Source organism: Salibacterium aidingense DSM 18341 (assembly GCF_000429685.1).
Classification (GTDB): Bacteria; Bacillota; Bacilli; order Bacillales; family Marinococcaceae; genus Salibacterium; species Salibacterium aidingense.
Map to the genome: position 1 here is coordinate 1 of NZ_AUCI01000050.1, position 7,552 is coordinate 7,552.

Genomic DNA, 7,552 nt, shown 5'->3' on the forward strand with positions numbered 1-7,552 from the left:
CAGTAATGCCCTGTGGGCTCCATGCCGACAATCATGTCGGTCTTGTGATGATTTTCTTGATGCATGGCTGCCCATTGTAGAAAAGCTTCGAATCCTTCTCTATCATTGGAGAAGCTGATTCGTTTTCCAAATTCAAAACCGCGGTCATCGAAAGCACGAGCCACCTGTTTGTTTTTAGCGATATCTACGCCAATAATGAGTGTGTTAGAGGTGATTTGCGTGAGTTTTTCGTTTTGCGTATAATGCATGGTGAGTCCTCCTTGGTTTCCTGGATTCGAGGTCGATGATTTTTCATCAGACACTCCGTACTATACCAAGGAGGCTCTTTTTTGTTCAAAACTCACATTTTCCCCTAACAGGAATGCTTCTTAATCTTTATAACTACCTATAAAAGATCATTGTTCTGTACGTCGTTTGCTTCTTATTGTTGGAACACCAAGACCTTCTCGTATCGATACCTTTCCGCCAATAAAGATATCATAGGAATCATGAACATTCCGGTCGAGAATGGTTTTTGCCAGCGTGCCATCTCCCAGTTTTTCATACCATCCATCAATATCTAATTGGGAACAAAAGATGTTGGACTGTTTGATTGGCGTCTTGCGTTAATAATTTTAAGCAGGAGAACTACTTCTTCATTGGTTAAATATGAAGTAGCCACTCGTCAAGAATCAGTAGATCCACCTTCAAAAGTTTTAAAGAATTGACGGCATGCCTGCACTCCAAGCGCAATGGATATCCACGACGTTCCGGCACTGAATACTCCTTTTAATATCACGTTCCGTCCATCTAAAAGGTAACTTCCGCCGGCTTATATTTTTGGGCAAAGTGATGATAGTGCTCCGTAAACGTCTGGAGGCGTAAGGAATCTTATTTTGAGCCTGAGCTTTTTTTGACATGGGGTTTTGCCAATTATCAATCATATGTCTCCCTTATGTTTCCAATTTTTTCTCTGGATAGAGAAAATCTTCGATCCATGGATCTGTCATTTCCTCGTCTAATTGACCCTTCAGTCCTCGTTTTTAAGCAAGTCGTATCACGTCCGTTACTTTTCTGTCGGGAGTGACGAGTAATGGCAGCGATGCTTCGTAAACTCCTCTCTTTCTCATAATGTAATTCCAACATCCGTCGAAAAGGGAACATAAAAAAACCTCCTGTATTCCTTATGTCATGCGTTTGAAATGCTCATTAAGTATATAGGAGGTAGAGGGATGGTAAAGCCTTCCGCAACGAATGGTTAACTTCTCTGCATTTGATGGTAAAATTGCAAGGTATTACAAATTAAGTGCCGTATTCATTATTTAATTTTAAATTCACAAACAAAAGCCTCTCAGAAGTTCAGTAAACTCCTGAGAGGCTCCTTATATCTTGACATATTAATCAAAAATCCAGTCAATATTCATATATAACGTTAAAAATCATTATTTATCAAAGGACTGAGGACAGCTTACATAATGCCGCCCTAAAGTTGAGAGTGTAATGTCACGTTGTGTGCGAAAAATGTGGTATATCAAGGTTTTTGATACTTCCGGTTGTAACATCTCTTAACGGGAATTTACCAATTTTCAAGGGCTACTCACACGAGAAAGATGATGTATAAATGAATAATCAATTCCAAAGTATAAAACCCTAGAATGGATTTATTCATGACCCATCTTCCAAACTCTATTTTTAATAGTGTTGGTAGTTTAAATCTTTTTGGTCTTTGGATTCGATTAATTTAATTACATCTTCTATCTTAACTGCAATACTAGTATCCGTATCTTCATCGTACCCACTATCAGTCAATGTTCTAAAACCTTTGGTTGCTATCCCAATAACCTCATCATCATTATTGATAACTGGACCCCCACTATTTCCATCGACAATTCTAGCACTAACAACGAAACGTTCTTGAAAATCTCCTAATTCTCCAGTTTCTTGATTAACAGTTTCCTTTAAATAATTATCTCTATACTGCTTTATTTCACCAGAATCTGTAGCTAATGAATCTCTTTTATTATGATTGGGATATCCCATCACTCTAATTTCCTGCCCATATTCGTTATCTAAATTATAAGAATACCCATAGTCAGAATTGAATCCCTCTACATTTAATATAGCAATATCTAAATCTCGATTATATATTGTTAGAATAGCTTTAAGAACTGTATCGGAATATCTCGATCTATGTATTCTAATCTCATATGGCAATTCATTAGAATTATTTTCTTTATATAATTTAACTACATGAGCATTCGTCACAAACCCTACTCCCTTTAAAAAGAAACCTGAACCTTGTGACTCATTAATAAATTCTCCATCCACTATAAAACCACAATCCACTACATAAGTGTGTAACTCTCTTAATTCTCTTTTAGATTTATAGGTTTCAACTAATTCATCCCCCATAGCCTTATTAAAACGTTTAGCCAATTTATTAAAAACAGAGTCTTCTATACCACGGACCATTTTTACATAATTTAACTTCCCTATTAACAAATTTGTTATTTGAGGTGTAGATTTCAGATGAATTTTTATATATTTCCCCTCGTGGATTTCTTGTGCGACCTCTAAACCATATTTTTCTATACTTCTAATAATAGCTCTTATATTTCTTATATAATGTCTGGTAACATTAGGTTTCTCATTAACTGTTAGTCCAGTGACTTCCATACGTTGTGAGCAATATCTTATTCTAGTTTTATTATCATTTATTTTAAAACCATTGTTCTCTATTTTGTTAAATAAGCTTTTACTTAAAGTATAAGTTTGTTTATTTAACTGAATCATCTCATTAGGAAAATGTTTTTTATTAGTCGAAAGTGTAATATCATCCGCATACCTTGTGTAAACGCAAGAATGTTTCTTCGCAAACTTTAATAGTTCTTTATCTAACTTATAACATACAATATTAGATATTATTGGAGAGGTAGGAGCACCTTGGGGTAGAACGTTATCTTTACAACATATATTTGCTAATACAGTTGCAGCATCATCCCCTATATCAAAGAATTTTATAAAAACCCCTCTAACCCTACCAAAATTTATGGTACTAAAGAAGTCTTTTAAGTCAAAATTCAATACCACCGATTGTTTAACATGTGGCTGAGCATTGGTTACAATACTTTTTCCCTTAATAAAACCATGAGAAGTTGGCCTATTAGAGTAATTTAAAGATAAAATATAATTCAATTTTCTTTGAAGTATTTTTATGGATTTTGAAGGTGCAACTATGGAGCGGGTTTCCCCATTTTTTTTGGGAATTTCAAACGATTTATATCTATCTTTCATTTCGAAAAGTATGTATCTGAGATGTTTTGGAGAAATTTCAAGTAGATCACTCACATCATCAAATGAAGAAAGGTTTTTAAATTTCTTCTGTATGTCTTCTACTGAGGATTTTATTTGAAGGTTTGCTTTAAAATTTGTGTTCATCATTTCATCTCCTAATGATTAGGAAGGAAGTGAGAGATTCTACCTTATTATTTGATGCGATTAACGATTAAAGTAATGTGAATAACGTAGCGGATAAGCGGAGTATCCACTAACATTTTAATATAACACTGCAGTAACAACAGCGAGATCAATCTTCCGCTCACTTTCCTTCCATTTTTTATACTATAGGAGTCTATTGTTGTTTTCAATAGTCTTAGTTAATTTATTATATAAAAAACTCCTACCGTGTTAAAAGAATCGGTAGGAGTTTACACTCATTATTGATACGACAGTAGTTACATCATGCCGCCCGTGAGGTGAGAGAGTGTAATATCTTACATATGGTGTGCGAAAAGTGCAGTTTACCAAGGTTTTGTTAAATTCCATCTGTAACATCTTTAACTATGTCTTACCGCTTTTCATTGGATTGCGTTAGCAAAATGTTAGCATTTCAAGCAGATAATCTATCACCATTGTTCACATACTCCACATAGCTTGAGTAGTGATGGCAGTCGAAAAGATGTAGTTGTTTACCTTTAAACCAAATTAATTAATGTTATATTTTTTAATCAATTTGAGTTAGAAATCAAACTTCTTTTCCTTCATCACTTGCCCTTTCCCATATACTCGACGGCGAGATGGTTCTTGAGTACTCCCCATATTCTGATCCACTCACGATTACTTCCATCGGAACCGAGAAGGCTTCGCCTACCATCAGAACACTGCCTGTTCTAAGGTAAGATATTCTTGTAAGTTGTGACTCATTTATATATGGAATACTTTTTCTCATCTGATCTAAGTCAATATTATTCCGAATTCTATGTAGGATAAAATTATTACATTGCGACATGACTGTTCTTGATAATTCACCTGGCCTTTGACTCACAAGTATCATAAATATCCCAAATTTCCTACCTTCTTTTGAAATTTGTTCAAAGACCTTTAATGAGTAAAGAGGTTGATCGTGACTCCTTTCTTGAATATATTTATGTGCCTCGTCAAAAATAAAGTGAAATATTTCACCAATATGACCATTATCTCTCCTATTATCTTTTTGCTTATTATAGATTATACGAAGGATGTACCCAGTAAAAAACAGCAAGTCATCGTCATCCATACTGGAAACTTTAAATATAGTAAATCCCTTATCAAACGAAACAATTTGTCTGAAAACATTTATCTTTTCTTGATCATTGTCAAATAGAGAATTCGAGTATGTCGCGATTAAGTTATCAATTCTAGTCATCAATGTTGAGCAATGCGAACGAACTTGAGAATTACCCTTTATTTCCTCAAATAAGAATACTAGATTAATACCCGTTTCCAATTTAGAAAGATCATCAACTGAACAATCAGCTTCTTCCATCAAATCTTCAATAACCTCTTTACACTCTTCGTACCTACATTCCGACTCTCTACTGATAAAATCTTTTAGAGCGTCAACAAATTCCTCTTCAAATCCATTACGGATACTACCGAATTGAGAACTATACGAACGAAGCGCCTCTTGTACCCTATCATCATCCACATCTTTTAATAAGTTTACTATTTTTGTTCTTTTACCTACTACGTCCGTTTGGACATTCTCATACATAAACAACGCACAATATGCATTAATCCAACTATTAAAGTGAGTTTCTTTACTTATAAGATTCCCTAAACGTAACCCATTTAGTAACACTGGTAATTGCACGCCAGGAGAGGGTTGTACGAGATTTATCCAATCATCTTTGCTTAGAGTGGCTAGCGGTATAGCCACATCGGTTTGTACATCAACTTCTGTAATACGAGCTTCAGGTAATGAATTATACTCATCATGTACATCAAAAATAACGAAGTTAGCACTATCAATGTTTATATCAGGCTTAGTTGATTCAATAACCTCATTTAATAGCTTTCTAACCGTTGTTGACTTACCAGAACCTGTATTCCCTAAGATGCTCATATGGTTAGAAAATAATTCGTCAACGTTAAAACGAGGATAATAACTATCATAAGCAGCCATTGATCCTATGCTTAAAGAGAAATTATTTTGTATTTTCAACTGTAAGATGGTGTTTATATCTTCAGTTAACGTCAGATATACATAATCTCCAATCATAGGAAATTTTGATAATCCAAACTCAAACTTTCCTTCATCTATTTCTCCCAAAGGAGCAGCCTCAAAGTATAGACGATCACTGAATTTAGACTCTTCTTCTTTCATTAAAGGCTTCTCTTGTTCATACAAGCCCGTCACCTGATATATAAACTTTTGATGATTAGAGTTGTAGATTGTAATAAAAGTATTTATTCCCTCAAACAAATACAAGTCACCTTTATAGTTATGGTTGATTTTTTCTTTGTTAGAAATTTCAATAACTACCTTATTAGTAAATGCCTTACTTATCACACCTATGCTATTCTGGTTCTTCATCCTCTCTTTCACCTCCTAAATACTTAATTACGTTCGCGAAGTGATGGCCGTCATTCTGAGCGCTAAAACTCCCTCCTATGAAGTGAAAATTCATTCTATCATCATTCTCTTCCACGAAAACCTTCGCTTTTTCTTCACAAACATTTCCTAACACAATAAGAGTGAAATCTTCATTATTTAAGGATTGAGATATCAACTGATTGATATGATCGTCAGGAAATCCATACCCTATAACAATTAATGTTGAATTAGGCTTTTGTAGATTTGTTGTGAATTCTCTTATCAATTCGGAATAAGGAGATTGCTGAGACTCAAGGTGTTTATGAATAGTAGGGTAAATCATTATGTTTTCAGTATTATCCTTAAAATCAGGTTTTTGTTGAACGATAGAGTTAAGTTCGTCATTATATTCCCAATCCACAGAACCATGTATTTTATGAAGCTTTATGTATCTCCTAAGAGTACTCCATTTTTCTTTATATCTATTTTCATCATCTACCAACCTCAATCTATATTCATATGGATCAAAAACCCTATTAACGCTTCCTTTAAAGCCGTTAGAATAATGGATACCTAAATTTTCCATTGCCACTTCATTAAAAAGATCGTAGTTGGTGGTAAAAACGTTTAAAGGAGTTTTGTTCTTAAATTCCCTTTGACTGAATACATTTCGATAGAAGTCTTTATAATTTTCAAGAGTATCTAATACTGGCCCCTTCGAAGCATCCATTTCGCCTATATAACTTCTAGGAATTGTCTTCAATAATTCATCCTTAGTTGTATTAAAGGCTAATTGGTAAGGATATGCTTCTTCATACTCTTCTCCATAAAATGCAATTGCGTTATTTAACCAATTCAAATAGTTTTCTATATCGTTACTATCTTTATATTTACCTAAATAAGGTTCTATCTCTTCTTTTTGTTTGATGCCGTCAAATGTCCATGACATTAAGCTTACCGCTGGTAAAGATGCGCCAGAACCAATTAGAAAATTTAAATTTTCACTATTGCATTGGTGTTTTAGAAAATTCGAAACCTCTTTCGCCTGGTCAGCGAAACTCATTTCCTTTAGATTATCCTTGCCATTCCGTATATGATACAAGTTTCCCATGAAGCCTTCCTCGCTCATGAAATTCCCCCTCTCAGAATTGTTTCCCTTCACTAAATTTTACCACAAAAGATAATTTTCTTGGAATATCTGTATCCAACGAATTCTATAGAAACCTTTTTCAAGGAAGAATGTTAGTCTCTCCCCATTTAAGTTTTTTTCAAGATATTGATTGCATTTAAAAGAAGAATAGGAAAACAATAAATCTGTTTTAGTAATATTCACTTATTAATATGAAATACCAGTAACGGTGAGGTGAGGTGATTTGAGTTGCACTTTATTAACTACAGTAGAGTTGTAACCGTCAAGTTAATTTGAACAGTTTTTGCTCATTTATTTTGAACACTTTTTTCATCGAACAACGTTTCACGGTATTTGATACGATGGCTGCCGCCGTCTAAATGAATAACCTCTGATCGATGAAGAAGGCGATCCAGGATCGCCGTCGCAATCCCCTGATCTCCCAAAAGCTCTCCCCAATTCTCCGGCCCCTTGTTGGAAGTTAGAATAATGGAACTTCGTTCATATAGATGATTGATGAGATGGAAAAAGAGATTCGCTTCGTGATGGTCCATCGCCATATACATTAAGTCATCCATGATGACGAGATC

6 protein-coding genes are annotated in these 7,552 nt (G+C 34.5%); all 6 read right to left on the bottom strand.

Features of this window, described 5'->3' with window-relative positions:
• A partial coding sequence (locus G475_RS0121890; protein WP_026703077.1) for an IS110 family transposase occupies positions 1-248 on the bottom strand: 248 nt, incomplete at its 3' end.
• A gap of 147 nt (positions 249-395) precedes the next feature.
• Positions 396-593 (bottom strand): ATP-binding protein, encoded by a 198-nt coding sequence (locus G475_RS28145; RefSeq protein ID WP_407636222.1) that lies wholly within the window; start codon positions 591-593, stop codon positions 396-398.
• A gap of 1,078 nt (positions 594-1,671) precedes the next feature.
• Positions 1,672-3,417, bottom strand: a complete 1,746-nt coding sequence (locus G475_RS26035) for a reverse transcriptase domain-containing protein (RefSeq protein WP_051302827.1) — start codon at positions 3,415-3,417, stop codon at positions 1,672-1,674.
• 586 nt (positions 3,418-4,003) lie between these two features.
• Positions 4,004-5,833 (bottom strand): ATP-binding protein, encoded by a 1,830-nt coding sequence (locus tag G475_RS0121905; protein ID WP_035712456.1) that lies wholly within the window; start codon positions 5,831-5,833, stop codon positions 4,004-4,006.
• The gene (locus tag G475_RS26040) at positions 5,817-6,962 is read right to left on the bottom strand and encodes an SIR2 family protein (protein WP_051302828.1); all 1,146 of its coding nucleotides are present in this window, start codon (positions 6,960-6,962) and stop codon (positions 5,817-5,819) included. Before G475_RS26040 ends, G475_RS0121905 begins: the two co-directional genes overlap by 17 nt.
• Before the next feature lie 308 nt (positions 6,963-7,270).
• Positions 7,271-7,552: ATP-binding protein (locus G475_RS0121915; RefSeq protein ID WP_026699838.1), on the bottom strand; the 282-nt coding region annotated here is incomplete at its 5' end.

Bases quoted from the DNA above. Each gene is read 5' to 3' on its own strand.
- G475_RS26035 (WP_051302827.1), bottom strand. From the start codon at position 3,417: ATGAACACAAATTTTAAAGCAAACCTTCAAATAAAATCCTCAGTAGAA.
- G475_RS0121905 (WP_035712456.1), bottom strand. From the start codon at position 5,833: ATGAAGAACCAGAATAGCATAGGTGTGATAAGTAAGGCATTTACTAAT.
- G475_RS26040 (WP_051302828.1), bottom strand. From the start codon at position 6,962: ATGAGCGAGGAAGGCTTCATGGGAAACTTGTATCATATACGGAATGGC.